This window comes from Methylobacterium sp. Leaf111 (assembly GCF_001423285.1).
Lineage (GTDB): Bacteria > Pseudomonadota > Alphaproteobacteria > Rhizobiales > Beijerinckiaceae > Methylobacterium.
In genome coordinates this window covers 1-25,331 of sequence record NZ_LMNE01000019.1, presented here as the reverse complement: position 1 = coordinate 25,331, position 25,331 = coordinate 1, and the positions used below count along the sequence as shown (strand labels likewise).

Below are 25,331 nucleotides of genomic sequence, written 5' to 3'. Positions count from 1 at the left end.
GACTTCCACGGTTGGGGGACCCCCGGTTTCGCGGGGCATGCATGATGAACGAATGGCTTCGCGCGGATTCCGGAGGTGCGGAATCCGCCGCAACCCTGGGGCGACTTTAGGCGACCGATGGACATTCGCCAGCTTCTACTCGCGGCGTTCGAGGTCGAGCACCGCGAGCACATCGATGCGATCCGTGCCGCCCTCGGAGGCGAGGACGGCGAGCACGCGCCCGATTGGAACGACGTCTTCCGGCGGGCGCACAGCCTGAAGGGCGCCTCCCGGGCCGTCGACCTGCCGGCGGTGGAGGCGGTGGCCCATCGCCTGGAGACCCTGTTCGAGCGCGTGGTGGCGCAAGAGGGCGGTCTCTCGCGCACCAACACCGCTGCCGTGCACCTCGCCCTCGACCGGATCGAGGCCTACGTCGCTGGGTTGACCGACGGGACGGGCCCGGACATGCCGGCCGATGCCCTCGCGGCCCTGGACCGCGCCCTCGATCCGCAGGCCGCCGCATCGCCCGAGACGGACCGGGCGCCGGACACGGCCCCCACCGCGGCGCCGGCCACGGATCCTGCCCCGCCCGTCGCCACGGCTTCGAAATCTGCACCGTCCGAAGCCCCCACCGAGGTCGCCCAGACCCTCCTGCGGGTGCCTGCGGACGCGGTTGAAGCGCTGACGCGGGCCACACACGAACTGGCCAGTGCCCTCGGGGGCGAGGCCGTGCTGGCCGAGGGCATCGCCCGCCTGGGGCGCCGGGCCGCCGACCTCGCCCGTCTCGCCGAGCGCCGGCGCGGCGCCCGCGGATCGGAGCCGGAGGGAGATGCGCGGGCCTTAGAGACCGGACTCCTCGCCCTGGTGCGCGATGCCGCCGACCTGGCACGGGTTCGCAGCGCCCTCGCATCCTCGGTCGAGGGCGCCATGGCCCGGGTCGCCGGCGAGGCCGAGCGCCTGGCCCTGGTCCCGGCCGAGACCGCCTTCGGGGGATTCGCGCGAGCCCTGCGCGACCACGCGCGCGAGGCGGACCGCGCCATCACGGTGACAGCGCGCGGTCTCGACCTGCCGGTCGATCGCGGGATGCTTCAGGTCCTCAAAGACCCCGTCCTGCACGCCCTGCGCAACGCCTTGAGCCATGGGGCCGAACCCCCCGAGACGCGCCGGCACCTCGGCAAGCCCGACGCCCTGGCCATCGGCCTCGACGTCGAGGTCCAGGGGGGGCGCCTGGTCGTCCGGGTCCACGATGACGGCCGGGGGCCGGACCTCGCGGCCATCGCCGCCACCGCCCGGCGCCGGGGCCTGCTCTCGGCCGACGCCGATCCCGGGCCGGAAGCGCTCCTCGCCCTGGTCTTCGAGCCCGGCTTCTCAACTGCCTCCGCCATCGACACCCTCTCGGGGCGCGGCATCGGTCTCTCGGTGGTGGCGGACGCGGCGCGCCGGCTCGGCGGCACGGTTCGCCTCCTGGCGCGCAGCCCTTTCGGCACCGAACTCGTCATGGCGCTGCCGCTCTCGGCCGCCCGCCGGGCGATGCTTCTCGTCCGGGGCGGCGGGATCACCTACGCGATCCCCAGCGCGTCGGCCGAGCGCCTGCTGCGCCTGGATCGCAGCGACCTTGCGCAGGTGATGGGCCGCACCGTGGCGCAGGTGGAGATCGGCGGCAGCCCCGTCAGCGTGCCGGTGCTGGATCTGGCAAGCCTTCTCGGCCTGCCGGATCGCGCGGAGGAGGCCGGGGCCACCTGCCCGGCGATCCTGCTCCGTGGCAACGGGCGCCGCTGCGTCCTCGCCGTCGATGCGTTGTCCGATGTGACCACCCTGCGGGTGTTGCCGGCCCCGCCGATCGGGACCGATCCGCGGCTGGTCACCGGAACCGTGATTCTGCCGGGGGATCGGCCCGCCCTCGTCCTCGATGCCGAGGGGCTGGTCGCATGGGCGGGCGAGGCCGGCTCGGCCGCGGCACCGCAACCCACAGGCAGTCGCGGAACGATCGCGCAGGCGCCACGTTCGACGATCCTCGTGGTGGACGATTCGATCACCACGCGAACCTTGGAGAAGGGTATCTTGGAAGCGGCGGGATACCGCGTCGTCGTTTGCGTCGACGGCCAGGATGCGCTCGACCGCTTGCGGGCGGGCATCGAACCCGTAGATCTCGTCGTCGCCGACGTGGAGATGCCGCGTCTCGACGGCTTCGGACTCCTGAAGGCCCTGCGGGCTGAGGAGGCCTTCGCGCAGCTGCCGGTCATCCTGATGACCTCGCGCGGCGATGCGGAGGACGTGGCCCGCGGCCTCGACCTCGGGGCGGACGCCTACCTGACGAAGCAGACCTTCGACCAGCGCAAACTCCTCGACACCATCGGGCAATTGCTGTGACCGGACACGCGCGGGACGGATCGACGCCGGGAGCGCCCGTGCGGGTGCGGGTGATGCTGGTCGAGGATTCCCTCGTGGTGCGGCAGCTCCTCATCCACATCGTCGGCCGGGATCCGCGCCTGGAGGTCGTGGCGGCCGTGGCCTCCGGCGAGGAGGCCCTGGCGACGATCGGCCAGGTCCGCCCGGACGTCGTCTCGATGGATATCCGTCTGCCGGGCATCGATGGCCTGGAGACGACGCGGCGGATCATGGCCGAGCGCCCGACCCCGATCGTGGTCATCGCCGACGCGATCGAGGATTCCTCCCTGCGCATCTCGATGAACGCCCTGCGGGCCGGGGCGCTCTCGGTGGTGGAGAAGCCGGTGGCCACCACCAATGCCGGCTACGACGCCGCCGCGAGCGAGATCTGCACGCAGCTGCGCATCATGGCCGCCGTGCCGGTGATCCGGCGCCGGCCGATCGGCTCGGAATGGGCCGGTCGCGTCGCCGCGCCGCCGCCGTTGGCCGCCGCCCTCAAGGTGCCGGAAGCCGCCAGCGTCCTGGCCATCGCCGCTTCGACCGGCGGGCCGCCCGCCCTTGCCCGGGTCATCGGCGCGTTGCCGGCAAGTTTCTCCCTTCCTGTCCTGGTCGTCCAGCACATGGGTCCCGCCTTCATGGAGGGTTTCGCCAGCTGGCTGAACGGGGTCGTCGGGCTGCCGGTCGCCCTGGCCCGTGAGGGCGAACGGGCCGAGGCCGGCCGCGTCTACGTGGCTCCGGGGGACCGGCACCTGGAGCTCGGCGGCGGCGGCCACCTGCGGATCAGCGATGCCGCCCCGGTAGGCGGCCAGCGCCCGGCCGCCACGGCCCTGTTCCGCTCCGTCGCCCGGCATGCCGGTGCGCGGGGCATCGGCGTGCTGCTGACCGGGATGGGCGAGGACGGGGCTCTCGGCCTCCTCGACATGCGTCGGGCCGGGGGGCTCACCGTCGCCGAGGACGAGAGCACCGCGGTGGTGTTCGGCATGCCGGCCGCCGCGATCCGCCTCTCGGCTGCCGGCACTGTGCTGCCCCTGGACCGGATCGCCGCCCATCTCGCTCGCGTGGCAGAGGCCGCGCCGTGACCGAGGCCACCCCACCCCGTCTCCTCCTCGTCGAGGATTCCGAGACCCAGGCGCTGGAACTGCGGCTGCTGCTGGAGTCGAAGGGCTTCGCGGTGGAGCGCTGCGCTACGGCCGAGGCGGCCCTCGACCAACTCAACACCCGCCTGCCCGACCTCGTGGTGGCGGACCATCATCTCCCCGGCATGAACGGCGACGAATTCGCCCGCCAGCTCCGGCTCTCCCTCCGCACCCGCGCCCTGCCCCTCCTGATGCTCACCGGCGCCCGCGACGGCGAGCGCCAGGGACTGGAGAGCGGCGCCGATGCCTACGTGGCGAAATCCGCCGATCGCGACCTCCTTGTGCTCCGTATCCGCGCCCTCCTACGCGAGCGCATGGGCGGCAGCGACGGGCCCGGCGTCTCCGCCTTCCGCCGGGGGCGCGTCCTCGTGGTCGATGCCAGCGCCACTTACCGGACCTTCCTCGCCGGCCTCCTCGCCCATGAGGGGCAGGAGGTTACAACCGCGGACAGCCACGCCGCCGCCATCGCAGCCCTGGAGGCGGCGGGCGCCGCCTTCGACTGCGTGACGATCGACCTCCTCGCCACGACCTATGACGGCCTCGCCCTCTGCCGGGCGATCAGCGACCACCGCAATGCCGGCCTCGCGGGCCGGGAGGCCGGCGCCCCGACCTTCCAGGTGGTCGGCATCGCCGGATCCAGCCCGGCCAAGGACTTCCTCGTGGAGGCCTTCGCCGCGGGCGCCGACGACGTGGTCTCGAAATCCGACGGCGAGATCCTGGTGATGCGGGTGCGCAGCCTCGTGCGCCGGAAGCTCCTGGAGGAGGATAACCGTCGCATCGCGGGCGAGTTCGGCGCCCGTGAGCGAGCCCTGGAGCGGGCCCGGGCCGAGGCCGAGGCGGCGGAGGCGCGCGCAGCCCTGGCCGGGGCCCTGGAGCAGGCCAACGCGGATCTCGCCACCGCCAACCGCAAGCTCACCGACGCGCAGGCCAAGCTCGTCCAGGCGGCCAAGATGGCCTCTCTCGGTGAGTTGGTGGCGGGCATCGCCCACGAGATCAACAATCCCCTCGCCTTCATCCTCGCCCACCAGGGAACGGTGGAGCGCATCCTCGGCGAGGTCGTCGCGGAACCGGATTCGCCCGACAGCCCGCGCCGGCTCAGGAAGTGCAGCGACCGGGTCGGGGCCATGCGCATGGGCCTGACCCGCATCCAGGACCTCGTCCTCAACCTGCGCAAGTTCTCCCGTCTCGACGAGGGCGAGCGCACCCTGGTGCACGTGCCCGAGGCGATCGAGACCGTCCTTGCCCTGATCCAGCACAAGCTCGGCGACCGGATCGCGGTAGTGCGGGATTTCGCGGGCCGGCCGGAGATCCACTGCACGCCGGCCCTCCTGAACCAGGTCGTCATGAACATCCTCGGCAACGCCGCGGACGCGATGCCCGATTCCGGCACCATCACCATCGAGACGCGCAGTCTCCCCGACACCGACATCATCCGGATCAACGACACCGGGTCCGGCATCCCGGAGACGCTGCGCGAGAAGATCTTCGAGCCGTTCTTCACCACGAAACCCGTCGGGTCCGGCACAGGTCTCGGCCTCGCGATTGCCTACAGTGTCGTGCAGGCGCATAGCGGCACGCTCAGCGTCGAGGCCGCTCCCGGAGGTGGGGCCTGTTTCGTCATCGGCATCCCACGACAGACGGATTGAGCATGTCACAGGGCACGATCCTCGCCGTCGACGACGAACCGGACATCCTCATCGCCCTCGAGGACCTCTTCGAGGACCAGTACCGCGTCCTCACCACGACGAAGCCGGCCGAGGCGCTGCGGATGCTGGCCATCAACCCGGACATCGCCGTGATCCTCTCGGATCAGCGCATGCCGGGCATGACAGGCGACGCCATGTTGGCCGAGGCGCGCAAAGTCCACGACGCCCAGGCCATCCTGCTCACGGGCTACGCCGATATGAGCGCGGTTGTGGCGGCCCTGAACCAGGGCGGCATCACCGGCTACGCCACCAAGCCCTGGGACGCGAACCTCCTGCGCAACACCGTGCGCCAGGCCTTCGAGCGGCATCAGCTCGGGCGGAACCTCGCGACGGAACGGGCGCTCCTGCGCGGGCTCCTCGACAATGCCGAGGATGCGATCTCCTTCAAGGATGCGGAGGGGCGCTTCGTGCGCCTCAACGCCCGCAAGGCCACGGGTCTCGGCGCCGACGTCGCCGGCTGCCTCGGACGCACCGAGGAGGCGATCCTGGGCGACGGCGCAGCGATCCGCAGCGCGGATGCTGCCGCGTTCGCGGCCGGCGAGCCGAGCGACAGCCTAGTCGCCGAGGGGGCGACCGGGGCCGAGCGCTGGCGCCACGTCACCCGCGTGCCGATCCGCGACGCGGGCGGAGAGATCACCCATCTCGCCACCATCGAACGCGACGTCACCGACCAGAAATCCCTGGAGGCGCGCCTCCGGCAGTCGGACAAGATGCAGGCGCTGGGAACCCTGGCCGGCGGCATCGCCCACGACTTCAACAACCTGCTGATGGCGATCCTCGGCAGCCTCGAACTCGTGGCGCCGAAGGTCGCCGACCAGCCGCGGGTCCAGCGCCTCGTCGGCAACGCCATGCAGGCGGCTCAGCGGGGCGCCTCCCTGACAAAGCGCCTCCTCAGCTTCAGCCGCTCCCGCGACCTGCGCCCGCGCGCCGTCGACGTGAACGAGCTGATCACCGGGATGCACGATCTGCTTGCCGGCAGTCTCGGGGGCCTCGTCACCGTCGAGACGATCCTCGCCCCGGAGGCGCCAGCCGCCTGCGTCGATCCGGACCAGCTCGAACTCGCGATCCTGAACCTCTGCATCAATGCCCGCGACGCCATGCCCGAAGGGGGGCGGATCGTCGTCGCCACCCGCAGCCTCGTGCTGGACGACGATCCGGACCTGCCGGCCGGCGCATACCTGTCCGTCGAGATCGCAGATTCGGGCAGCGGCATCGCCCCGGAGATCCTCGCGCGGGTCTGCGAGCCGTTCTTCACCACGAAGGCAGTGGGCCAGGGTACGGGCCTCGGCCTCGCCATGGTTTTCGGCCTCGCCCAGCAATCCCACGGGCGCCTGCGCATCGAGAGTGCCCCGGGGGAAGGCACCCGCGTCCTGATCATCCTGCCCCGGGTCGAATCGACGGGTCCCGACGAGGTGGCGGTGCCGGGGACCGCGACGCCGGCCGCCCGGGCGGCGCGCATCCTCGTCGTCGACGACGACCCGGAGGTCCGTCACGTCACGGCCTCGTTCCTGTCGAGCTTCGGCTACACCGAGCGTGAGGCCAGCGACGGGTCGTCCGCCCTTTCGCTGATGGAACAGGGAGCCTTCGACCTCGTGGTCGCCGACCTGGCGATGCCGGGCATGACAGGGGTGGAGTTCGCCGAGATCGTGCGCGCACGCTGGTCCGACGTGCCGGTGCTGATCGTCACCGGCCATGCCGAGGCGATCCCGATCCCGGCAGACCTGCCGGTGCTGCGCAAGCCCTTCGAATCCGCCGATCTCGCGGCGGAGGTCTCGCGTCTCCTCGACCGGGCCGCCTGAGACGCGGCGTCGTCCGGGCAACGAAAAAGGCGGCCCGGAGGCCGCCTTGGTCGTCATCGAACGGAGGCGTGGCTTACGCCGCGTCGTCCACCAGCACCGGGCCGGAATCCTTGCCGCGCGCGTCGACGTCACGGTCGACGAACTCGATGACCGCCAGGGGGGCGTTGTCGCCGTAGCGGAAGCCGGCCTTCATGATGCGGCAGTAGCCGCCCGGGCGGGTGTTGTAGCGCGGGCCGATCACGGCGAAGAGCTTGCGGACCATCGCCTCGTCGCGGATCTGCGACATGGCGAGGCGGCGCGCATGCAGGCTGTCGGTCTTGCCGAGGGTGATCAGCTTCTCGATGACCGGACGCAGGTCCTTGGCCTTCGGCAGGGTGGTGACGATCTGCTCGTGCTTGATCAGCGCGGCCGACATGTTGGCGAACATCGCCTTGCGGTGCTCGGTGGTGCGGTTGAAACGACGACCGCGAAATCCATGACGCATGATGGCTGTCCTTGGTTGATGGCCGCCGTGCCACGGTACGGCCAAGCGCCCCTCCGAATCACTCTTCGGGGCTGTTCATTCCGCATAACCCTGCGGCGGGATTCGTGTCGGAGTTCGCGTCGAGCGAACCCCGATGGTGTCTGCCGAACCGGCGGCGCCGAGATGCGCCGCCACGTCATGGCCGAGGCGGCTTGCCTCAGTAATGCTCTTCGAAGCGCTTGGCGAGATCCTCGATGTTCTCCGGCGGCCAGCCGGGGATGTCCATGCCGAGGTGGAGGCCCATCGCAGCGAGGACCTCCTTGATCTCGTTGAGCGACTTGCGGCCGAAGTTCGGGGTGCGCAGCATCTCGCCCTCGGACTTCTGGATGAGGTCGCCGATGTAGACGATGTTGTCGTTCTTCAGGCAGTTCGCCGAACGCACCGAGAGCTCGAGCTCGTCGACCTTCTTGAGCAGGGCCGGGTTGAAGGGAAGCTGCGGCGCGAGCGGCTGCGCCTCCTCCTTGCGGGGCTCCTCGAAGTTCACGAACACCTGGAGCTGGTCCTGGATGATGCGCGCGGCATAGGCCAGGGCATCCTCGGGCGACACGGCGCCGTTGGTCTCGATCGTCATCGTCAGCTTGTCCTTGTCGAGATCCTGGCCCTCGCGGGTGGTCTCGATGCGGTAAGACACCTTCGTGACGGGCGAGAACAGCGCATCGACCGGGATCAGGCCGATCGGCGCATCCTCGGGACGGTTGCGCTCGGCCGGGACGTAGCCCTTGCCGGTTGCGACCGTGAACTCCATCCGGATCTCCGCGCCGTCGTCCAGCGTGCAGATCACAAGGTCGGGATTCAGGATCTGGACGTCGCCCACCGTGCCGATGTCACCGGCGGTGACGACGCCGGGGCCGGTCTTGCGCAGGGTCAGGCGCTTGGGGGCCTCGGTCTGCGAGCGGATGGCGATCGTCTTGATGTTGAGGACGATGTCGGTGACGTCCTCGCGCACGCCCGGGATCGAGGAGAATTCGTGCAGCACGCCGTCGATCTGCACGGAGGTCACGGCCGCGCCCTGGAGCGAGGACAGCAGCACGCGGCGCAGCGAGTTGCCAAGCGTGGTTCCGAAGCCGCGCTCGAGGGGCTCGGCGACGACGGTGGCGACCCGCTTGGGGTCGTGCCCGGTCGAGACCTGGAGCTTGTTCGGCTTGATGAGCTCTTGCCAGTTCTTCTGAATGACCACGATGCTACCTCTCGCAAGATCGGCGCGGGCCACATGGGTGGTCCACGCATTGCCCGTCGACACCGCGCCATCGGCGCCCGGCGGGCTGGAAACTGATGCGTCCGCGTCTGGCGCGGACCGTTACTGGGCCGCGACCCAGAGCTCCGGAACGAAACTGTAGGCGGCCCCGTCCCGGGCGACGTAGCCCAGAGCCGGAAACTCCAGATGGGCGCCCGCCACGAAGGTCCGGTCGCTTGAGACGGCGTCGAGCATCCGGCGACGCACGGCGCGTGCCTGATCCCCGTCGACGTCGAAGACCATACCGGCTTCCGGCTGCTTGAACTGGATCGCCGGCAGGTGAACGATGTCCGCCCACATCAAAAGCGACGCGTCGCCCGACGTGATGCGGTAGCCGGTATGGCCGGGCGTATGGCCCGGCAGCGGGATCGCCTCGATACCCGGTGCCACGTTGCCGCCCGTGATCGTGCGCAGACGCTGCCCGTAGGGGGCGGTGGCCTGGCGCGCCATGTCGAAGTACGGCTTCGCCTCGTCCGGCGCCCGCGAAAGCGCGCCGTCGTCGAGCCAGTGCGCGGCTTCGTCGGCATGAACCACGAGTTCGGCATTCGGATAGGCTGCCGTACCGTCTTCCCGGATCAGGCCACCGGCATGATCGGGATGCAGGTGCGTCAGCAGCACGGTCTCGATGCTGTCCGGCGCGATGCCGGCCGCCGCGAGGGCCGCCGGAACGCGACCGAGGGACGGGCCACCGAAATGGCCCATCCCGCTGTCGATAAGGAGCGGGTTGCGCCCGGGACCCGTGATCAGGAAGGCGTTGAGCGTGATCCGGGGATCCTGCGCGCGAAAGCCGGCGGCCTGTAGGGCGCCGGCCTCCGCACGATCGATCCCGGTGACGAGATCCAGCGACCCCTGGAGGTAGCCGTCATTCATCACCGTGATCGTCAGATCACCCAAGCTCCACCGCAGCACACCCGGAAGCGGATTCTGAGCATTCGACACGCGTGTCTCCGTAACAGGCCCCAAAAAGTTCGCGACGACGTCGGCTCAGACGCGACGACGCTTGCGCGGACGGCAACCGTTGTGCGGGATCGACGTCACGTCACGGATCGACGTGACGGTGAAGCCGGCGGCCTGCAGCGCGCGCAGGGCGGACTCACGACCCGAACCCGGACCGGAGACCTCGACCTCGAGGGTGCGCATGCCGTGCTCGGCGGCCTTGCGGGCGGCATCCTCGGCCGCGACCTGGGCAGCGTACGGGGTCGACTTGCGCGACCCCTTGAAGCCCATGGCGCCGGCGGACGACCACGAGATGGTGTTGCCCTGGGCATCGGTGATGGTGACCATCGTGTTGTTGAACGACGCGTTCACATGCGCGACGCCCGAGACGATGTTCTTGCGTTCGCGGCGACGGACGCGGGTGGTTTCCTTGGCCATGTGTACTTTCGTCCTTCAGGCGCGCCCGTCATTCCAGGCGCTCGGGAGTCTTCTGCGATGCGGAGGGCGCGGTGTTCGATTGCCGGGCCGCGGCGCGGGCTGACGCGCACGGTTCACCGGGCGCGATGGTCGGGAGGCCGCGCGCGGCACGACCTCCCAAAGCAAGAGGCTTACTTCTTCTTGCCGGCGATCGGCTTGGACTTGCCCTTGCGGGTGCGCGCATTGGTGTGCGTGCGCTGGCCGCGGACGGGCAGGTTGCGGCGGTGGCGCAGGCCACGATAGCAGCCGAGATCCATGAGGCGCTTGATGTTCATCGAGACTTCGCGGCGCAAGTCGCCCTCGACGATGTAGTCGCGATCGATGGTCTCGCGGATCGACAGCACCTCGGCGTCGGTCAACTGATTGACGCGACGCTCGGCAGGGATCCCGACCTTGCCGGTGATTTCCTCGGCCTTCTTGGGGCCGATGCCGTGAATGTACTGCAGCGCGATGACGACGCGCTTGTTGGTCGGGATGTTAACGCCAGCGATACGAGCCAAGGTGTCTCTCCATGAGGCGCCGGACCTGAGGCCGGGCCGAGTGTCACGCGCGTCCGGTGGAGACCGGCCCCTGCGCGCCGTCCAAAACGACAAATCGGCCCGCATCGGCCTCTTGGAGAGGCGATCCGGACCCACTTCCTCTGAACGAAGACCGGCCCACTAGCGCGGGCCGGGGGGTGTGTCAACCCTGATAAAGCGGCGAGCCCGGCTCGATCCCGGCTCCGTGGCCGCGCCGGGAAGGTCCGGTCAGGACTCCGCCGACGCGGTGTGACGGTCCAGGATCGTCACCAGATCCTGGGTGACGGCATCGACCGGCTTCATGCCGTCGATGGTCTGCAGAAGGCCGGTGCCGGCATAGTAGTCGGACAGGGGCGCGGTCTGCTTCCGATACGCGTCGAGGCGGGTCTTGAAGACCTCGGGCGTGTCGTCCTTGCGCACGGGCTGACCGCGGGCCGCCGTTTCCTCGGCGCGCTTGGCGATTCGGCCCACCAGCGCCTCCTCGTCCACGGCGAACTCGATGACGGTGTCGAGGGCGATGCCCTTCTGGGACAGCATCGCATCGAGGGCCTTGGCCTGCTCCACCGTGCGGGGGAACCCGTCAAGGATGAAGCCGGGCTTGGCATCCGCTTCTTCGATGCGATCGGCCACGATCCCGACCACGATCGCATCGGAGACGAGGCCACCGGATTCCATCACGGTCTTGGCCTGTAGGCCCACCGGCGTGCCGGCGGCGACGGCCGCGCGCAGCATGTCGCCGGTGGAGAGCTGAGGAATGCCATACCGTGCCACGATCCGCTCGGACTGCGTCCCCTTCCCCGCGCCGGGCGGCCCAAGCAGGATGATGCGCATGGTGTCGTTTCCTCAGGTCCGGTCTGCTTGGATATCCGGCGATCCTGCTCGGCGCCGGCTTTCGGAACTCTAGCAAGGGCTGCGGCGGCCCTGAAGCCCGCCGCGCGCTCCCGTCAGCGCCGGCGGGTCGCCCCGCGCAGCTTCGCCTTCTTGACGAGGCCTTCGTACTGATGGGCCATCAAGTGCCCGTGAATTTGCGCCACCGTATCCATCGTCACGGAGACCACGATGAGCAGGGAGGTGCCGCCGAAGCCGATGGCGGCCGAGGAATACGAGGCCAGGATTTCGGGCACCAGGCAGACGAAGGTCAGGTACAGCGCTCCGATCAGGGTGATGCGGGTCAGGACCTTGTCGATGAAGGCCGCGGTCCGCTCACCCGGGCGGATGCCGGGAATGAAGCCGCCATGCTTCTTCAGGTTGTCCGCCGTTTCCTCGGGATTGAAGACCACGGCCGTGTAGAAGAACGCGAAGAAGATGATCAGGGCGGCGTAGAGCACCATGTAGAGCGGCCGGCCGTGACCGATATAGGTCGTGATCGTGGCCAGGATTCCGGTGCCGCCGTTGTTGGCCGAGAAGCTCGCCACGGTGGCGGGCAGGAGCAGCAGCGACGAGGCGAAGATCGGCGGGATGACGCCGGCGGTGTTAAGCTTCAGCGGCAGGAACGAGGTCTGGCCCTCGTACATCCGATTGCCGACCTGGCGCTTCGGATAGTTGATGAGCAGGCGGCGCTGCGCGCGCTCCATGAACACGATGAAGTATACGAGCGCGACGGCGGCGACGCCCATGCCGAGGATGACGGCCGAGGAAAGCGCACCGGTGCGGCTCAGCTCCAGGGCGCCGACGATCGCCACCGGAAGATGGGCGACGATGCCCGCGAAGATGATCAGCGAGGAGCCGTTACCGATGCCGCGCGAGGTGATCTGCTCGCCGATCCACATCAGGAACAGCGTGCCGCCCGTCAGGGTGATGACGGTGGACAGGATGAAGAACGGACCGGGCTCGATGGCCGCGCTCGATCCCTGGAGGCCGAAGGCGATACCCCAGGACTGCACCAGCGCCAGCACCACCGTGAGGTAGCGGGTGTACTGGTTGATGACCTTGCGGCCCGACTCACCCTCCTTCTTCAGCGTCTCGAGGCTCGGGATCACCGAGGTCAGAAGCTGGATGATGATGGAGGCCGAGATATAGGGCATGATGTTGAGCGCGAAGATCGCCATGCGCTCGACGGCACCGCCGGAGAACATGTTGAACAGCCCGAGCACGCCGCCCGATTGCTGCTGGAAGTTCCGCGCGAACTGTTCCGGGTCGATGCCCGGGATCGGGATGTAGGTCCCGAGGCGGAACACGATGAGCGCACCCAGCGTGAACCAGATGCGCTTCTTGAGCTCGTCGGCCTTGGCGATGGCCCCGAAATTGAGGTTCGCGGCAAGCTGCTCGGCGGCTGAGGCCATGGCACCGGTTCCTAGAGATGGATCACATGAGGGCGGGTCGTCTTCTCCGGCGAGAAGAGGCCGCTCCCTGATAAAACGGGAACGGCGGCCGCGCGCGAGGTCGCACGGGCCGCCGCTCAGAGCTTCGACTTAAAGTCAGTCGCGTGACTACGCAACCACGCGGGAAGGCTTGCCACGGGTGGAGACGCCGTCGCCGTAGGTCACGGTGACCGACCCGCCAGCCTTCTCGATACCCTCGATCGCCGACTTCGACGCGCGGGTGACCTCGAAGGTCAGCTTGGTGGTGAGCTCGCCCACGCCGAGGAGCTTCACGCCGTCACGGGCACGCGCGCAGATGCCGGCGGCGATCAGCGTCTCGACGGTGACGGTGGCGCCCGCCTCGATCCGGCCGGCATCGACAGCCTGCTGGATGCGACCGAGATTCACCTCGTTCAGGTCCGTGGAGTACAGGTTGTTGAAGCCGCGCTTCGGAAGGCGACGATGCAGCGGCATCTGGCCACCCTCGAAGCCCTTGATGGAGACGCCGGTGCGGGCCTTCTGACCCTTCACGCCGCGTCCTGCGGTCTTGCCCTTGCCGGAGCCGATGCCCCGTCCGACGCGCATCCGGTTCTTGGTGGCGCCGTCGTTGTCGCGGAGTTCGTTCAGTTTCATGATGCCCTCCCTCAGGCCGCGTCGCCAAGGACGCGCACGAGGTGCTGCACCTTGCGGATCATGCCGCGCACGGAGGGTGTATCCTCCAGCTCGGAAACCCGGTGCAGCTTGTTGAGCTTGAGGCCGATCAGCGTCGCGCGCTGGTCGCCTTCGCGGCGGATCGGAGACCCGATCTGCTCGATGCGGAGAGTCTTCTGTGCCATTGGACCCTCCCCTTACGCGACGGCGGCTTCGGACATGTCGGACGGATCGGCATCACGGCGACGGGCCTGGAGGGCCGACACCTTGAGACCGCGACGGGCCGCGACGGAGCGCGGGCTGTCTTCGTTCTTGAGCGCCTCGAACGTGGCGCGCACGAGGTTGTAGGGGTTCGAGGAGCCGAGGCTCTTGGCCACCACGTCCTGCATGCCCAGCGTCTCGAAGACGGCGCGCATCGGGCCGCCGGCGATGATGCCGGTTCCCTGGGGGGCGGCGCGGAGGATGACCTTGCCGGCGCCGTGACGACCGTAGACGTCGTGGTGCAGGGTACGACCTTCGCGGAGCGCGACGCGGACGAGGCCACGCTTGGCGGCTTCGGTCGCCTTGCGGATCGCCTCGGGAACCTCACGGGCCTTGCCGTGGCCGAAGCCGACGCGGCCCTTCTGGTCGCCCACGACGACGAGCGCGGCGAAGCCGAAGCGACGTCCGCCCTTCACCACCTTGGCGACGCGGTTGATGTGGACGAGCTTGTCCACGAACTCGCTGTCGCGCTCTTCGCGCTCATCGCGGCGGCCGCGGCCACCGCCTTCACGTTCACGTGCCATATTGAATATCCATCTCACTGACGCGGGTGGCGGACCCGCTCGCTTGAATCGTCCGGAACGGAGAGCGGCGGGCGCCGCCCTCCTCCGCCATTCTCAGAACTCGAGGCCACCCTCGCGGGCGGCGTCGGCGAGAGCCTTGACGCGCCCGTGGTAGAGGTAACCCGAGCGATCGAAGATCACCTGGGTGACGCCCGCAGCCTTGGCGCGCTCGGCGACGAGCTTACCAACGGCCTGGGCGGCTGAGACGTCGGCACCGGTCTTGAGGCCGGTGCGGAGATCCTTGTCGAGGCTCGAGGCCGACGCGAGGGTCTTACCCGCGGCGTCGTCGATCACCTGGACGTAGATCTGCTTCGAGGAACGGAACACCGAGAGCCGGGGCCGTCCATTGGCCGCCGCCCGCAGCGCGCGGCGCACACGCGCCTTGCGGCGGTCGAGTGCATCGATTTTGCGTGACATGTTCGGCGGCCCTTACTTCTTCTTGCCTTCCTTGCGGAAGATGAACTCGCCCGCGTACTTCACGCCCTTGCCCTTGTAGGGCTCGGGACCGCGATAGTCGCGGATCTCGGCGGCGACTTGGCCGACCACCTGTCGGTCGATGCCGGAGATGACGATCTCGGTGGGCTTCGGCACCGCGATCGTGATCCCCGCGGGGATCTCGTACTCGATGTCGTGGCTGTAGCCGAGCGAGAGCTTCAGAGCCTTGCCGGCCATCGCGGCGCGGTAACCCACGCCGGTGATCTCGAGCTTCTTCTCGAAGCCCTTGGAGACGCCCTCGACGAGGTTCGCCACCTGAGCGCGGGAGGTGCCCCAAAGCGAGCGCGCCTCCTTGGTCTGGTTCTTAGGCTGCACCGAGACGGCGCCGTCCTCGAACTTCACGTCGACCACGTTGGGAACGACGTACTGGAGCTCGCCCTTGGAGCCCTTCATCTTCACCGTTTGACCGGTCACCGTGGCCGTCACACCGGACGGGACGGGAACGGGCTTCTTGCCTACGCGAGACATCGCCTTATTCCTCCAAGTCCGAGATCAGAACACCTTGCAGAGCACTTCGCCGCCGACGTTGCGCTCGCGCGCCTCGTGGTCGGCCATGACGCCCTGCGGGGTGGACACGATGGTGACGCCGAGACCATCGGCGACGCGCGGCAACTCGCCGACCGACGAGTAGACGCGGCGGCCGGGCTTCGACACGCGCTGGATCGAGCGGATGACGGGCTGGCCGTCGTAGTACTTCAGCTCGATGGCGAACTCGGTGCGGCCGTTGCCGTAATCCGTGGTCGCGTAGTCGCGGATGTAGCCCTCGGATTTGAGGACGTCGAGCACGCTGGCACGCAGGCGGGAGCCGGGCGTCTGGACGACGTTGCGGCGGCGCTGCTGACCATTGCGGATGCGGGTGAGCATATCACCCACGGGATCGTTGACCATGGTGGTTGCTCCTTACCAGCTCGACTTGACGAGACCGGGGATCAGACCCTGGTTGCCGAGTTCGCGCAGCGCGATGCGCGAGATGCCCATCTTGCGATAGAAAGCGCGCGGACGGCCGGTCATGCCGCAGCGGTTGCGGATGCGGGTGGGGGACGAATTGCGGGGCAGCTCCGCGAGCTTGAGGCGCGCCTCGAAGCGCTCCTCCATCTCGAGGGACTCGTCATTCGCCGTGGCAAGCAGCGCCTTGCGCTTGGGGGCGTAGAGCTTCACCAGCGCTTCGCGGTGCTTGTTCTTCTCGATCGAGCTTTTCTTTGCCATTTCTCTCTCCGGTGTCCGCGTCTGAGACCCTAACGGGGGCTCACTGCCGGAACGGGAATCGGAACTGCGTGAGGAGCGCGCGCGCCTCAGCATCGGTGCGGGCCGTCGTCTGGATGACGATGTCCATGCCCCAGGTGGCCTCGGCCTTGTCGTACGAGATCTCCGGGAACACGAGGTGCTCCTTGAGGCCCAGCGCGTAGTTGCCGTTGCCGTCGAAGGAGCGCGGGTTCAGGCCGCGGAAATCGCGGACGCGCGGGAGCGCGATCGTGATCAGGCGATCCATGAACTCGTACATGCGCTGCTTGCGTAGCGTGACTTTGCAGCCGATTGGCATGCCCTCGCGCACCTTGAAGGTCGCGATGGCCTTGCGGGCCTTGGTGATGACCGGCTTCTGGCCGGCGATGAGGGCCAGGTCGCCGGCGGCGACGGACGCCTTCTTCGAATCGGCCGTCGACTCGCCGACGCCCATGTTGATCACGATCTTCTCGATGACCGGAACCTGCATGGGGTTCTTATAGCCGAACTCTTCGATCAGCTTCTGGCGCACCACTTCGTCGTAGTGCTTGCGCAGGCGCGGGGTGTACCCGTCAGCATTCTTCTCAGCCATCGATCTGGTCCCCCGTGGTCTTGGCGAAGCGGACCTTGCGGCCGTCTTCGAGGATGCGGAAACCCACGCGAGTCGGCTTGCCGTTCGCGTCCTGCAACGCGAGATTCGAGAGCTGGATCGCAGCTTCCTTGGAGACGATGCCGCCTTCCTGGTTCTGCGTCTGCTTCTGGTGCTTCTTCACGAGGTTGATGCCGCGTACGAACGCGCGATCTTCCTTCGGGAGAACCTGGATGACCTCGCCGGAGCGACCCTTGTCGCGACCGGTGAGGACGACGACCTTGTCGCCTTTCTTGACCTTAGCGGCCATCACAGCACCTCCGGCGCGAGCGAGATGATCTTCATGTGATTGCGGGCGCGCAGCTCGCGGGGCACCGGTCCGAAGATACGGGTCCCGATCGGCTCCTTCTGATTGTTGATCAGAACGGCGGCGTTCTTGTCGAAGCGGATCACCGAACCGTCGGCACGCTTCACTTCCTTGGCGGTGCGCACGACGACCGCCTTCATGACGTCGCCCTTCTTCACGCGACCCCGTGGAATCGCTTCCTTGACCGAGACCACGATGATGTCGCCGACGCCGGCATACTTACGCTTCGACCCGCCCAGAACCTTGATGCACATCACACGGCGTGCACCCGAGTTGTCGGCGACGTCCAGATTCGTCTGCATCTGGATCACGGGCAGTGACCTTTCTTTGTTTCAGGCGGGTTTCCGCACGCGGACGGTATTGCCCGGCGGACGACGCCTGAGGGGGATCTGATGTCCCCGGCTCATATGAAGCACCGCGCAATCGGTGTTTTTGGACACCGGCGCGGTCACCGCGTTCGAAAGGCGCGAACACCCTTCTCAACTGTCGCGAAGGCATGCCCACTACACCAGCGAACTGCAGGACGCAAGGCCGAACACGCGCGGACCCAAACCGTGCCGGGGGCTCAGAGATCTTCCCCGCACCCGTCCGGGACAGGCACTCCGGCGCGTTCGGTGAGCTTGAAGGTATTCGACGGGCCAGTGATCCGGCGGCCGATCCGGTTTGCGCTGCCGGCGGCTTCGCCGAGGACATCCGAGATAGTCGCTCGGTCCACCATATCGTCCCGCCCCGCAAAGGAGAAACTCTGGGCCAGGAGCCGGGCCGTCTCCTTCACGAAGGCGGCGCTCCGGCCGCCCGACAATGCGAGCGCCTCGTCGATCGCGCCTTCCTCGCACTCCAGGGACACCCCATAGAGTGCGACGAGCCGGCCCCTGCGAGCCGTATCCGGATCTACGATCTCGATGGCCTTGCCTGGGCGCCCCGGACGCGACACGAGGGCGTCCTTAATCTCCTGGGACGGTTGCCCCCACGGCCCGAATCACGCAGGGAAAGCCCGCGCAAATTCGAACGATTCGACGTCAGGCAGGTTCACGATCTCGACCTGCGAGAGCTCGATCTCTCGAAGGATGCTGTATTTCGAAAACAGCACCACCACGGGTCGATCCGCGACCTTGACGAGCCGGAGCCCATTGTCGAGGGCCGCGAACAGCTCGGCTTCACCGACATCCGTGTCGCGACCCTGCAGCGGAAGCATGGAGAAGGCTTGGCCGTGCTACCAAACAAGGTGGCTCGGAATTCGTCAGGGGCAGCTGATCGGAGACCTGGTGCACCCCCAGCAGTCCTGGGCTGGCAATGCGACCTCGGCGACGATCGCGGTCTGCAGGTCCGGCCGAGAGGGATGCCGAATTGCCGGCGCGCGCTGACGATCCCGTCGAGCTGCACCGCTCCGAAAAGAGCCACGAGGACTTCCACCGCTATCCTTAAGCGATGCGGGTGATGCCGGACGGGACCGCAATCATGCGCTCCCCCGAGCAATACGGCACGAAAAAACGGGCGCAGAAGCCTGCGCCCGTATTTGGAAGTTCCGGTGCTGTCGGTTCACGCCTCGGCGGCGGGAGCCTCCGACGTGGCGCCGGACACCAGCTGCCAGGTCTTGGTCTTCGAGAACGGACGGCACTCCTCGATCGACACGGTCTGGCCGACCTTGGCGACGTTGGCTTCGTCATGAGCGTGGTAATTCTTCGAGCGACGGACGGTCTTCTTCATCACCGGATGGGTGAAGCGACGCTCCACCTTCACGACGATGGTCTTCTCGCCCTTGTCGCTGACGACGACGCCCTGCAATACGCGCTTCGGCATGGTGTACTCCTCAGGCCTGCGCCGACTTCAGCGTCTTCTGACGCTGGAGTGTACGAACGCGGGCGATATCGCGGCGGACTTCGCGGACGCGCGCGACGTTCTCAAGCTGACCGGTGGCGCCTTGGAAGCGCAGGTTGAACTGCTCCTTCTTCAGGTTCAACAGCTCATCGGTCAGCTGATCGGGTGACAGGGCGGCCAGATCCGACTGTCTCTGCGACGACTTCATGATCCCCTCCCTCAATCAGCGATGCGCTGAACGACGCGCGTGCGGATCGGGAGCTTCGCCGCGCCGAGGCGCAGGGCCTCCTTCGCAACGTCCTCGGCCACGCCGTCGACTTCGAACATGATACGTCCGGGATGCACGCGGGCAGCCCAGAACTCGGGTGCACCCTTACCGGAGCCCATGCGGACTTCGGTGGGCTTGGCCGTGACAGGGACATCCGGAAAGATCCGGATCCAGACACGGCCCTGGCGCTTCATCTCACGGGTGATCGCGCGGCGGGCCGCTTCGATCTGGCGCGCGGTGATGCGCTCGGGCTCGACGGCCTTCAGGCCGAAGGTCCCGAAGTTGAGGTCGAAGCCGCCCTTGGCCGCACCGTGAATGCGACCCTTGAACTGCTTACGAAACCTGGTCTTCTTGGGTTGCAACATGGCAGCCTCTCAACACCTTTCTGGGTGACGGGGTCACGAACGCGCCGTCAGGCGTGTTCGCGCCGGCCGCGCTCGCGGCCACCCTCACCATCGCGCTCGCGACGGCCGCCCGAACGGCCACCCTCTTCCTGCGCCTTCTTATCCTGTGCCATCGGGTCGTGCTCGAGGATCTCGCCCTTGAACACCCACACCTTGATGCCGCACGTCCCATAGGTCGTGAAGGCGGTGGCGACGCCGTAATCGACGTCGGCGCGGAGGGTATGCAGGGGCACGCGGCCCTCACGGTACCACTCCTGGCGCGCGATCTCGGCGCCGCCGAGCCGGCCCGAGCAGTTGATCCGGATGCCCTCGGCACCGAGACGCATCGCCGACTGAACGGCGCGCTTCATGGCGCGACGGAAGGCGACGCGGCGCTCGAGCTGCTGGGCGATCGAGTCGGCCACCAGGGTGGCGTCGATCTCGGGCTTGCGCACCTCGACGATGTTGATCGTCACGTCGGCCTTGGTGAGCGTGCCCACCAGCTTGCGCAACTTCTCGATGTCGGCGCCCTTCTTGCCGATGACCACGCCCGGACGGCCCGAGTGGATGGTGACGCGGCACTTCCGGTGCGGACGCTCGATGACGATCTTCGAGACGGCAGCCTGCTTGAGCTGCTTCATGAGGGCGGCGCGGATCGCGACGTCCTCGTGCATGAGCTTGGCGTATTCACCCTTCTGGGCGAACCAGCGGGAGTCCCAGGTCCGGTTGATACCGAGCCGCAGACCGATCGGATTGACTTTCTGGCCCATCAGGTCCTCCTCACGCCGCTTCGGCGGTCGGGACTTCGCGCACCACGATGGTGAGGTTCGCGAAGGGCTTCAGGATACGGGCGCCGCGGCCACGGGCACGAGCGTGGAAACGCTTGAGCACGAGAGCCTTGCCGACGAAGGCCTGGGAGACGACGAGATCGTCGACGTCCAGGTTGTGATTGTTCTCGGCATTGGCGATGGCGCTCTCGAGGCACTTCTTGACCTCGCGGGCGATCCGCTTGCGGGAAAATTCGAGATCGGCCAGAGCCGAGTCGACCTTCTTGCCGCGAATGAGCTGCGCGACGAGATTGAGCTTCTGTGGGCTGACGCGCAGCATGCGCGCGACGGCCTGAGCCTCGTTCTCGGGGAGCGCGCGGGGAGTGGCGGGCTTGCCCATGATCAGCGCCTCTTCGACTTCTTGTCGGCTGCGTGACCGTGGAAGGTGCGGGTCGGCGAGAACTCGCCGAACTTGTGGCCGACCATTTCCTCGGAGACGTAGACCGGGATGTGCTTCTGCCCGTTGTGCACACCGAAGGTGAGGCCAACGAACTGCGGCAGGATCGTGGAGCGGCGGCTCCAGATCTTGATGACTTCGTTACGGCTGGAACCGCGAGCGGCTTCAGCCTTCTTGAGGAGGTAGCCGTCGATGAACGGCCCCTTCCAGAGCGAGCGTGCCATGGGCGTTACTTCTTACGGTTGTGACGGCTGGACAGGATGAAGACGTCGGTCCGCTTGTTCGAGCGGGTCTTCTTCCCCTTCGTGGGAACGCCCCAGGGCGTGACCGGGTTACGGCCGCCCGAAGTGCGTCCCTCGCCGCCGCCGTGCGGGTGGTCGACCGGGTTCATGGCAACGCCGCGAACGTGCGGGCGCTTGCCGAGCCAGCGATTGCGGCCGGCCTTGCCGAGCGAGATGTTCATGTGGTCCGGGTTCGACACCGCGCCGACGCTGGCGAAGCACTGGCCGTGGACCAGACGCTGCTCGCCGGAATTCAGGCGGAGCGTCACGTAGCCCTGATCGCGGCCGACGATCTGGGCGTAGTTGCCCGCGGAGCGGGCGATCGCGCCGCCCTTGCCGATCTTGAGCTCAACGTTGTGAACGATCGTGCCCACCGGCATGTTGCCGACCGGACCGGCATTGCCGGGCTTGATGTCGACCTGCTCGGCAGCCACGACCTTGTCGCCGGGCGACAGGCGCTGCGGAGCCAGGATGTAGCTCTGCGTGCCGTCGGGGAAGGCGATCAAGGCGATGAACGCAGTGCGGTTGGGATCGTACTCGATCCGCTCGACCGTGGCGGACACGCCCATCTGCTCGCGACGCTTGAAGTCCACGTTGCGGAGCGTGCGCTTGTGACCGCCGCCGCGGAAGCGGACCGTGATGCGGCCGAGGTTGTTGCGGCCGCCGGACGACGACTTGCCCTCGGTGAGCTTCTTGACCGGCTTGCCCTTGTAGAGCTCACGGCGGTCGACGAGCACGAGCTGGCGAAGGCTCGGCGTGACCGGTTTGAATGTCTTCAAGGCCATCGGTGGTAATCCTTAACCCGACTTGTCTCAGAGGCCGGTCGTGACGTCGATCGTCTCACCCTCGGCGAGGGTAACGATCGCTTTCTTCACGTCCGAGCGCTGTCCGCGAAGCCCGCGGAAGATCTTCTTCTTGCCCTTGGTGACAAGCGTGTTCACGCCCGTGACCTTGACGTCGAACAGCTTCTCAACCGCTTCCTTGATCTGCGGCTTGGTTGCCTTCGGGGAAACCCGGAACACGACCTTGTTCTGCTCGGTGAGGTTCGTCGCCTTCTCGGTGATGACCGGGGAGACGATGATGTCGTAGTGGCGCGGATCGGCACTCATTGGAAACGCGCCTCCAGCGCATCGATCGCTGCGCGGGTCAGCACGAGCTTCTCGCGACGCAGGATATCGTACACGTTGATGCCCTGGATCGGCAGCACGTCGATCTGCGGGATGTTGCGAGCGGCACGTGCGAAGTTCACGTCCACTTCCGCACCGCCGATGATCAGGGCGCTGGACAGGCCCATCTTCTCGAAGCGCTCGACGAGCGACTTCGTCTTGCCCTCGGCGAGCTTCACGTCGTCGACGATGATGAGGGTGGAATCCTTCACCTTCGCGGACAGCGCGTGCTTCAGGGCGAGCGCGCGGACCTTCTTGGGCAGGTCGTGGGCATGGCTGCGCACGACCGGACCGAAGGCGCGTCCACCACCGCGGAACTGCGGAGCGGAAGCGGCGCCGTGGCGAGCGTTACCCGTGCCCTTCTGCTTGTACAGCTTCTTGCGCGTCCGGTTCACATCCGAGCGGTTCTTGACCGCATGGGTGCCGGCCTGGCGCTTGGCGAGCTGCCAGCGAACCATGCGCTGGAGCAGGTCGACGCGGGGCTCGAGACCGAAGATGGTCTCATCCAGATCGACGGAACCGGCACCGGCGCCATCGAGCGTGGTGATATCGAGCTTCATCACGCGTTCTCCTCGGAAGCGGGAGCCTCGGGAGCCGGCGCTTCGGTGGCGGGAGCGGATGCGCCCTGCTCACGGAACTTGCCAGGCTGCGGAACGTCCGCGGGGAGCTTGCGCTTCACCGCGTCGCGGATCTGAATCCAGCCGCCGGCGACGCCGGGAACGGCGCCTTCGACGAGGATGAGGCCGCGCTCAGGATCCGTGCGCACGACGCGCAGGTTCTGGGTCGTGACCCGGTCGACGCCCATATGGCCGGGCATCTTCTTGTTCTTGAAGGTCTTGCCCGGGTCCTGGCGGCCACCGGTCGAACCGATCGAACGGTGCGAGATGGACACGCCGTGGGTGGCGCGCAGACCGCCGAAGTTCCAGCGCTTCATGCCGCCGGCGAACCCCTTACCCGTGGTGGTGCCCGTCACGTCGACGAACTGGCCCGGGATGAAGTGATCGGCCGTGATCTCCGCGCCGACCGGGATCAGCTTGTCCTCGGACACGCGGAACTCGGCGAGCTTTTGCTTGGGCTCGACCTTGGCGACTGCGAACCGGCCGCGCTCGGCAGCCGACACGTTCTTCACCTTGGCCTTGCCGACGCCGACCTGAAGGGCGACGTAGCCGTTCTTCTCGACGGTACGGTGGGCAACCACCTGACATTGATCGATTTTAAGCACGGTGACGGGGACATGTTCGCCTGCATCCGTAAAGATGCGGGTCATGCCGACCTTCTGTGCGATGACGCCTGAGCGCATAGGTGTCTCCCTCGCGCGATTCTACGGTAAGCTCTAAATCCCCGCGGGACTTAGAGCTTGATCTCCACGTCCACGCCGGCGGCGAGGTCGAGCTTCATCAGCGCGTCCACGGTCTGGGGCGTCGGATCGACGATATCGAGGACACGCTTGTGGGTGCGCATCTCGAACTGCTCGCGCGACTTCTTGTCGATGTGGGGCGAGCGGTTGACGGTGAACTTCTCGATATGCGTCGGAAGCGGGATGGGGCCACGGATGGTGGCGCCGGTGCGCTTGGCCGTCGAGACGATCTCGCGGGTCGACGCATCGAGGATGCGATGGTCGAACGCCTTGAGGCGGATACGAATATTCTGACCGTTCATGACCTGAAACCTTGGCGGGGCGATGGGGGGCGGGCGCGAGGACCCGCCCCTCAATCGTTCCCTGCAGACGTGACCGTGAGGACGGACGATTACTCGTTGATGGCGGCGACGACGCCTGCGCCGACGGTGCGTCCGCCTTCACGGATGGCGAAGCGCAGCTTCTCTTCCATGGCCACCGGCACGATCAGGGTGACGTCCNTACTCGTTGATGGCGGCGACGACGCCTGCGCCGACGGTGCGTCCGCCTTCACGGATGGCGAAGCGCAGCTTCTCTTCCATGGCCACCGGCACGATCAGGGTGACGTCCATGGTCACGCTGTCGCCGGGCATCACCATCTCGGTGCCCTCGGGCAGSACGCACACGCCGGTCACGTCCGTGGTGCGGAAGTAGAACTGCGGGCGGTAGTTGGTGAAGAACGGCGTGTGGCGGCCGCCCTCCTCCTTGGTGAGGATGTAGGCCTCGGCCTTGAACTTGGTGTGGGGCTTGACCGAGCCGGGCTTGCACACGACCTGGCCGCGCTCCACGTCCTCGCGCTTGGTGCCGCGCAGCAGCACGCCGACGTTGTCGCCCGCCTGGCCCTGGTCGAGCAGCTTGCGGAACATCTCGACGCCCGTGACCGTCGTGGTCTGGGTGTCGCGGATGCCCACGATCTCCACCGTCTCGCCGACCTTGACGATGCCGCGCTCCACGCGACCCGTCACCACCGTGCCGCGGCCCGAGATCGAGAACACGTCCTCGATGGGCATCAGGAACGGCTTGTCGATCGGACGCTCCGGCTGCGGGATGTAGGCGTCCACGCTCGCCATCAGCGCCAGCACGGCGTCGTGGCCGATCGCCTTGTCGCCGTTGTCCAGCGCCACCTTGGCCGAACCCTTGGTGATCGGGATGTCGTCGCCGGGGAAGTCGTACTTGGAGAGGAGCTCGCGCACCTCCATCTCGACGAGCTCGAGGAGCTCGGCGTCGTCGACGAGGTCGACCTTGTTCAGGAACACCACCAGCGCCGGAACGCCGACCTGGCGGGCCAGAAGGATGTGCTCGCGCGTCTGCGGCATCGGGCCGTCGGCCGCCGACACCACCAGGATCGCGCCGTCCATCTGCGCCGCGCCCGTGATCATGTTCTTCACGTAGTCGGCGTGACCGGGGCAATCCACGTGCGCGTAGTGTCGGTTCGTGGTCTCGTACTCCACGTGCGCCGTCGAGATCGTGATCCCGCGCGCCTTCTCCTCCGGCGCCTTGTCGATCTGGTCGTAGGCCGTGAACGTCGCTCCGCCCGTCTCGGCCAGAACCTTCGTGATCGCCGCCGTCAACGACGTCTTGCCGTGATCCACGTGACCGATCGTGCCAATGTTGCAGTGCGGCTTCGTACGCGCGAATTTCTCTTTGGCCAT

General features: G+C 67.6%; 36 protein-coding genes. 4 read left to right on the top strand and 32 right to left on the bottom strand.

Annotation, left to right across the window (positions count from 1 at the left end):
• Nucleotides 1–117 precede the first annotated feature (117 nt).
• The 4 genes from ASF41_RS12320 to ASF41_RS12305 are packed head-to-tail and all read left to right on the top strand — an operon-like array spanning nt 118 to nt 7,008.
• Entirely contained in the window at nt 118–2,349 is a 2,232-nt protein-coding gene (locus ASF41_RS12320) for a response regulator (protein WP_056493555.1), read from the top strand.
• 53 nt (nt 2,350–2,402) lie between these two features.
• Entirely contained in the window at nt 2,403–3,446 is a 1,044-nt protein-coding gene (gene cheB / locus ASF41_RS12315) for a chemotaxis-specific protein-glutamate methyltransferase CheB (RefSeq protein WP_056348349.1), read from the top strand.
• Nucleotides 3,443–5,149, top strand: coding sequence for a response regulator (locus tag ASF41_RS12310; RefSeq protein ID WP_056493552.1), 1,707 nt, complete (start codon nt 3,443–3,445; stop codon nt 5,147–5,149). The genes cheB and ASF41_RS12310 overlap by 4 nt, the downstream gene beginning before the upstream one ends.
• 2 nt (nt 5,150–5,151) lie before the next feature.
• The gene (locus ASF41_RS12305; protein ID WP_056493549.1) at nt 5,152–7,008 is read left to right on the top strand and encodes a response regulator; all 1,857 of its coding nucleotides are present in this window, start codon (nt 5,152–5,154) and stop codon (nt 7,006–7,008) included.
• A gap of 73 nt (nt 7,009–7,081) precedes the next feature.
• On the opposite strand, the gene rplQ is transcribed toward ASF41_RS12305, so the two are convergent.
• The 32 genes from rplQ to tuf all read right to left on the bottom strand — a co-directional run.
• Nucleotides 7,082–7,492, bottom strand: a complete 411-nt coding sequence (gene rplQ, locus ASF41_RS12300) for a 50S ribosomal protein L17 (protein ID WP_055949338.1) — start codon at nt 7,490–7,492, stop codon at nt 7,082–7,084.
• Nucleotides 7,493–7,688: 196 nt separating this feature from the next.
• The gene (locus ASF41_RS12295) at nt 7,689–8,708 is read right to left on the bottom strand and encodes a DNA-directed RNA polymerase subunit alpha (RefSeq protein ID WP_055949333.1); all 1,020 of its coding nucleotides are present in this window, start codon (nt 8,706–8,708) and stop codon (nt 7,689–7,691) included.
• Between the two features lie 120 nt (nt 8,709–8,828).
• A complete protein-coding gene (locus ASF41_RS12290; RefSeq protein ID WP_056493546.1) occupies nt 8,829–9,704 on the bottom strand; it encodes an MBL fold metallo-hydrolase in 876 nt (291 codons plus the stop codon).
• 45 nt (nt 9,705–9,749) lie between these two features.
• Entirely contained in the window at nt 9,750–10,139 is a 390-nt protein-coding gene (gene rpsK / locus ASF41_RS12285) for a 30S ribosomal protein S11 (protein WP_055949325.1), read from the bottom strand.
• A gap of 170 nt (nt 10,140–10,309) precedes the next feature.
• Entirely contained in the window at nt 10,310–10,678 is a 369-nt protein-coding gene (gene rpsM, locus ASF41_RS12280) for a 30S ribosomal protein S13 (RefSeq protein WP_019904471.1), read from the bottom strand.
• A 246-nt stretch (nt 10,679–10,924) separates the two neighbouring features.
• Complete coding sequence (locus ASF41_RS12275) at nt 10,925–11,527, bottom strand: adenylate kinase (protein ID WP_056493543.1); 603 nt, start codon at nt 11,525–11,527, stop codon at nt 10,925–10,927.
• A 113-nt stretch (nt 11,528–11,640) separates the two neighbouring features.
• The gene (secY, locus tag ASF41_RS12270) at nt 11,641–12,978 is read right to left on the bottom strand and encodes a preprotein translocase subunit SecY (RefSeq protein ID WP_056219895.1); all 1,338 of its coding nucleotides are present in this window, start codon (nt 12,976–12,978) and stop codon (nt 11,641–11,643) included.
• A gap of 147 nt (nt 12,979–13,125) precedes the next feature.
• Nucleotides 13,126–13,629: a 50S ribosomal protein L15 gene (rplO, locus tag ASF41_RS12265; RefSeq protein WP_056493540.1), complete on the bottom strand. Its 504-nt coding sequence runs from the start codon at nt 13,627–13,629 to the stop codon at nt 13,126–13,128.
• Nucleotides 13,630–13,640: 11 nt separating this feature from the next.
• The gene (gene rpmD / locus ASF41_RS12260; RefSeq protein WP_055949314.1) at nt 13,641–13,832 is read right to left on the bottom strand and encodes a 50S ribosomal protein L30; all 192 of its coding nucleotides are present in this window, start codon (nt 13,830–13,832) and stop codon (nt 13,641–13,643) included.
• Between the two features lie 12 nt (nt 13,833–13,844).
• On the bottom strand, nt 13,845–14,432 hold the full coding sequence (rpsE, locus tag ASF41_RS12255; protein WP_055949312.1) for a 30S ribosomal protein S5: 588 nt from the start codon (nt 14,430–14,432) through the stop codon (nt 13,845–13,847).
• A 93-nt stretch (nt 14,433–14,525) separates the two neighbouring features.
• Nucleotides 14,526–14,888, bottom strand: a complete 363-nt coding sequence (gene rplR, locus ASF41_RS12250) for a 50S ribosomal protein L18 (RefSeq protein WP_056219889.1) — start codon at nt 14,886–14,888, stop codon at nt 14,526–14,528.
• A 12-nt stretch (nt 14,889–14,900) separates the two neighbouring features.
• Nucleotides 14,901–15,434, bottom strand: a complete 534-nt coding sequence (gene rplF, locus ASF41_RS12245) for a 50S ribosomal protein L6 (RefSeq protein WP_055949306.1) — start codon at nt 15,432–15,434, stop codon at nt 14,901–14,903.
• 24 nt (nt 15,435–15,458) lie between these two features.
• Complete coding sequence (rpsH, locus tag ASF41_RS12240; protein ID WP_055881679.1) at nt 15,459–15,854, bottom strand: 30S ribosomal protein S8; 396 nt, start codon at nt 15,852–15,854, stop codon at nt 15,459–15,461.
• Between the two features lie 12 nt (nt 15,855–15,866).
• Entirely contained in the window at nt 15,867–16,172 is a 306-nt protein-coding gene (gene rpsN / locus ASF41_RS12235) for a 30S ribosomal protein S14 (RefSeq protein ID WP_056183527.1), read from the bottom strand.
• Between the two features lie 40 nt (nt 16,173–16,212).
• A complete protein-coding gene (gene rplE / locus ASF41_RS12230; protein WP_056219886.1) occupies nt 16,213–16,779 on the bottom strand; it encodes a 50S ribosomal protein L5 in 567 nt (188 codons plus the stop codon).
• Nucleotides 16,772–17,086, bottom strand: coding sequence for a 50S ribosomal protein L24 (gene rplX, locus ASF41_RS12225; protein ID WP_056219883.1), 315 nt, complete (start codon nt 17,084–17,086; stop codon nt 16,772–16,774). The genes rplE and rplX overlap by 8 nt, the downstream gene beginning before the upstream one ends.
• The gene (rplN, locus tag ASF41_RS12220; RefSeq protein ID WP_018044219.1) at nt 17,086–17,454 is read right to left on the bottom strand and encodes a 50S ribosomal protein L14; all 369 of its coding nucleotides are present in this window, start codon (nt 17,452–17,454) and stop codon (nt 17,086–17,088) included. Before rplN ends, rplX begins: the two co-directional genes overlap by 1 nt.
• Before the next feature lie 254 nt (nt 17,455–17,708).
• Nucleotides 17,709–18,077 (bottom strand): hypothetical protein, encoded by a 369-nt coding sequence (locus ASF41_RS26095; RefSeq protein WP_056493535.1) that lies wholly within the window; start codon nt 18,075–18,077, stop codon nt 17,709–17,711.
• A 45-nt stretch (nt 18,078–18,122) separates the two neighbouring features.
• Complete coding sequence (locus ASF41_RS26090) at nt 18,123–18,338, bottom strand: hypothetical protein (RefSeq protein ID WP_056493533.1); 216 nt, start codon at nt 18,336–18,338, stop codon at nt 18,123–18,125.
• Between the two features lie 344 nt (nt 18,339–18,682).
• On the bottom strand, nt 18,683–18,943 hold the full coding sequence (gene rpsQ / locus ASF41_RS12205; RefSeq protein ID WP_056270312.1) for a 30S ribosomal protein S17: 261 nt from the start codon (nt 18,941–18,943) through the stop codon (nt 18,683–18,685).
• Between the two features lie 10 nt (nt 18,944–18,953).
• Nucleotides 18,954–19,169, bottom strand: coding sequence for a 50S ribosomal protein L29 (rpmC, locus tag ASF41_RS12200; protein ID WP_056219869.1), 216 nt, complete (start codon nt 19,167–19,169; stop codon nt 18,954–18,956).
• Nucleotides 19,170–19,180: 11 nt separating this feature from the next.
• Nucleotides 19,181–19,594 carry a 50S ribosomal protein L16 gene (gene rplP, locus ASF41_RS12195; RefSeq protein WP_055949287.1) on the bottom strand — a complete coding sequence of 138 codons (414 nt, stop codon included), beginning with the start codon at nt 19,592–19,594 and terminating at the stop codon, nt 19,181–19,183.
• Between the two features lie 47 nt (nt 19,595–19,641).
• Nucleotides 19,642–20,382, bottom strand: coding sequence for a 30S ribosomal protein S3 (gene rpsC, locus ASF41_RS12190; RefSeq protein WP_055949284.1), 741 nt, complete (start codon nt 20,380–20,382; stop codon nt 19,642–19,644).
• 10 nt (nt 20,383–20,392) lie between these two features.
• Nucleotides 20,393–20,779, bottom strand: coding sequence for a 50S ribosomal protein L22 (rplV, locus tag ASF41_RS12185; RefSeq protein ID WP_055949281.1), 387 nt, complete (start codon nt 20,777–20,779; stop codon nt 20,393–20,395).
• Nucleotides 20,780–20,781: 2 nt separating this feature from the next.
• Nucleotides 20,782–21,060, bottom strand: coding sequence for a 30S ribosomal protein S19 (gene rpsS, locus ASF41_RS12180; RefSeq protein WP_055949278.1), 279 nt, complete (start codon nt 21,058–21,060; stop codon nt 20,782–20,784).
• Between the two features lie 5 nt (nt 21,061–21,065).
• A complete protein-coding gene (rplB, locus tag ASF41_RS12175) occupies nt 21,066–21,902 on the bottom strand; it encodes a 50S ribosomal protein L2 (RefSeq protein WP_056219866.1) in 837 nt (278 codons plus the stop codon).
• Between the two features lie 27 nt (nt 21,903–21,929).
• Nucleotides 21,930–22,226: a 50S ribosomal protein L23 gene (locus ASF41_RS12170; protein WP_018044227.1), complete on the bottom strand. Its 297-nt coding sequence runs from the start codon at nt 22,224–22,226 to the stop codon at nt 21,930–21,932.
• A complete protein-coding gene (gene rplD, locus ASF41_RS12165) occupies nt 22,223–22,843 on the bottom strand; it encodes a 50S ribosomal protein L4 (RefSeq protein ID WP_056270306.1) in 621 nt (206 codons plus the stop codon). The genes ASF41_RS12170 and rplD overlap by 4 nt, the downstream gene beginning before the upstream one ends.
• On the bottom strand, nt 22,843–23,583 hold the full coding sequence (gene rplC, locus ASF41_RS12160) for a 50S ribosomal protein L3 (RefSeq protein WP_055949264.1): 741 nt from the start codon (nt 23,581–23,583) through the stop codon (nt 22,843–22,845). Before rplC ends, rplD begins: the two co-directional genes overlap by 1 nt.
• Nucleotides 23,584–23,633: 50 nt before the next feature.
• Complete coding sequence (gene rpsJ / locus ASF41_RS12155) at nt 23,634–23,942, bottom strand: 30S ribosomal protein S10 (protein WP_018044230.1); 309 nt, start codon at nt 23,940–23,942, stop codon at nt 23,634–23,636.
• A gap of 89 nt (nt 23,943–24,031) precedes the next feature.
• Nucleotides 24,032–24,112, bottom strand: coding sequence for a hypothetical protein (locus ASF41_RS26615; RefSeq protein ID WP_082476396.1), 81 nt, complete (start codon nt 24,110–24,112; stop codon nt 24,032–24,034).
• Between the two features lie 29 nt (nt 24,113–24,141).
• On the bottom strand, nt 24,142–25,331 hold a 1,190-nt coding region (gene tuf, locus ASF41_RS12150; RefSeq protein ID WP_055949261.1), incomplete at both ends, for an elongation factor Tu.

What these genes read in the sequence shown, in the direction of transcription:
- ASF41_RS12320 (WP_056493555.1), top strand. Translation starts at nt 118, where the DNA reads ATGGACATTCGCCAGCTTCTACTCGCGGCGTTCGAGGTCGAGCACCGC.
- cheB (WP_056348349.1), top strand. Translation starts at nt 2,403, where the DNA reads ATGCTGGTCGAGGATTCCCTCGTGGTGCGGCAGCTCCTCATCCACATC.
- ASF41_RS12305 (WP_056493549.1), top strand. Translation starts at nt 5,152, where the DNA reads ATGTCACAGGGCACGATCCTCGCCGTCGACGACGAACCGGACATCCTC.
- rplQ (WP_055949338.1), bottom strand. Translation starts at nt 7,492, where the DNA reads ATGCGTCATGGATTTCGCGGTCGTCGTTTCAACCGCACCACCGAGCAC.
- rpsK (WP_055949325.1), bottom strand. Translation starts at nt 10,139, where the DNA reads ATGGCCAAGGAAACCACCCGCGTCCGTCGCCGCGAACGCAAGAACATC.
- ASF41_RS12275 (WP_056493543.1), bottom strand. Translation starts at nt 11,527, where the DNA reads ATGCGCATCATCCTGCTTGGGCCGCCCGGCGCGGGGAAGGGGACGCAG.
- secY (WP_056219895.1), bottom strand. Translation starts at nt 12,978, where the DNA reads ATGGCCTCAGCCGCCGAGCAGCTTGCCGCGAACCTCAATTTCGGGGCC.
- rplO (WP_056493540.1), bottom strand. Translation starts at nt 13,629, where the DNA reads ATGAAACTGAACGAACTCCGCGACAACGACGGCGCCACCAAGAACCGG.
- rpmD (WP_055949314.1), bottom strand. Translation starts at nt 13,832, where the DNA reads ATGGCACAGAAGACTCTCCGCATCGAGCAGATCGGGTCTCCGATCCGC.
- rpsE (WP_055949312.1), bottom strand. Translation starts at nt 14,432, where the DNA reads ATGGCACGTGAACGTGAAGGCGGTGGCCGCGGCCGCCGCGATGAGCGC.
- rplR (WP_056219889.1), bottom strand. Translation starts at nt 14,888, where the DNA reads ATGTCACGCAAAATCGATGCACTCGACCGCCGCAAGGCGCGTGTGCGC.
- rplF (WP_055949306.1), bottom strand. Translation starts at nt 15,434, where the DNA reads ATGTCTCGCGTAGGCAAGAAGCCCGTTCCCGTCCCGTCCGGTGTGACG.
- rpsH (WP_055881679.1), bottom strand. Translation starts at nt 15,854, where the DNA reads ATGGTCAACGATCCCGTGGGTGATATGCTCACCCGCATCCGCAATGGT.
- rpsN (WP_056183527.1), bottom strand. Translation starts at nt 16,172, where the DNA reads ATGGCAAAGAAAAGCTCGATCGAGAAGAACAAGCACCGCGAAGCGCTG.
- rplE (WP_056219886.1), bottom strand. Translation starts at nt 16,779, where the DNA reads ATGGCTGAGAAGAATGCTGACGGGTACACCCCGCGCCTGCGCAAGCAC.
- rplX (WP_056219883.1), bottom strand. Translation starts at nt 17,086, where the DNA reads ATGGCCGCTAAGGTCAAGAAAGGCGACAAGGTCGTCGTCCTCACCGGT.
- ASF41_RS26090 (WP_056493533.1), bottom strand. Translation starts at nt 18,338, where the DNA reads ATGCTTCCGCTGCAGGGTCGCGACACGGATGTCGGTGAAGCCGAGCTG.
- rpsQ (WP_056270312.1), bottom strand. Translation starts at nt 18,943, where the DNA reads ATGCCGAAGCGCGTATTGCAGGGCGTCGTCGTCAGCGACAAGGGCGAG.
- rpmC (WP_056219869.1), bottom strand. Translation starts at nt 19,169, where the DNA reads ATGAAGTCGTCGCAGAGACAGTCGGATCTGGCCGCCCTGTCACCCGAT.
- rplP (WP_055949287.1), bottom strand. Translation starts at nt 19,594, where the DNA reads ATGTTGCAACCCAAGAAGACCAGGTTTCGTAAGCAGTTCAAGGGTCGC.
- rpsC (WP_055949284.1), bottom strand. Translation starts at nt 20,382, where the DNA reads ATGGGCCAGAAAGTCAATCCGATCGGTCTGCGGCTCGGTATCAACCGG.
- rplV (WP_055949281.1), bottom strand. Translation starts at nt 20,779, where the DNA reads ATGGGCAAGCCCGCCACTCCCCGCGCGCTCCCCGAGAACGAGGCTCAG.
- rpsS (WP_055949278.1), bottom strand. Translation starts at nt 21,060, where the DNA reads ATGGCACGCTCGCTCTGGAAGGGGCCGTTCATCGACGGCTACCTCCTC.
- rplB (WP_056219866.1), bottom strand. Translation starts at nt 21,902, where the DNA reads ATGGCCTTGAAGACATTCAAACCGGTCACGCCGAGCCTTCGCCAGCTC.
- ASF41_RS12170 (WP_018044227.1), bottom strand. Translation starts at nt 22,226, where the DNA reads ATGAGTGCCGATCCGCGCCACTACGACATCATCGTCTCCCCGGTCATC.
- rplD (WP_056270306.1), bottom strand. Translation starts at nt 22,843, where the DNA reads ATGAAGCTCGATATCACCACGCTCGATGGCGCCGGTGCCGGTTCCGTC.
- rplC (WP_055949264.1), bottom strand. Translation starts at nt 23,583, where the DNA reads ATGCGCTCAGGCGTCATCGCACAGAAGGTCGGCATGACCCGCATCTTT.
- rpsJ (WP_018044230.1), bottom strand. Translation starts at nt 23,942, where the DNA reads ATGAACGGTCAGAATATTCGTATCCGCCTCAAGGCGTTCGACCATCGC.
- ASF41_RS26615 (WP_082476396.1), bottom strand. Translation starts at nt 24,112, where the DNA reads ATGGAAGAGAAGCTGCGCTTCGCCATCCGTGAAGGCGGACGCACCGTC.